A 337-nucleotide genomic window follows, 5' to 3' on the forward strand; every position below is an offset into this window, starting at 1 on the left:
ATGCTCGAACTAGCCGCAGAACTACGCAAACAATTCGGCACCGATGACCAATAACACCCCCTGGTACACCACCGCCGCCATACTCGCGCTCGTGCTCGCGGCGCTCACCGCCGTTGTGGTCACACGCCCCACACCGGGGCCGTCAGCGGGTGAAACCACCCGGAGTGCTGACGGCCCACGAACAAACCCGGCAAGCACCGCACCGGTAGAGATCATCACCGTCCCACAACCCAAATTCTCCTGGAGACCCTGGATGATAAAAACCGACGACCCCAACTGGCAACAAGACAAACGCTGGGCCGGACACCCACCACCCACCATCGTCCCACCCATCTTC

The 337-nt window shown here is 61.4% G+C and carries 1 protein-coding gene; it reads left to right on the forward strand.

Annotated elements, in window-relative coordinates:
* Positions 1-43: 43 nt before the first annotated feature.
* Positions 44-337 (forward strand): hypothetical protein (locus tag EII42_RS13655; RefSeq protein ID WP_233558423.1); only part of this gene is annotated, 294 nt, incomplete at its 3' end.

It is taken from the genome of Tessaracoccus sp. OH4464_COT-324 (genome assembly GCF_003932855.1).
In the GTDB taxonomy this organism is placed as follows: Bacteria; Actinomycetota; Actinomycetes; order Propionibacteriales; family Propionibacteriaceae; genus Arachnia.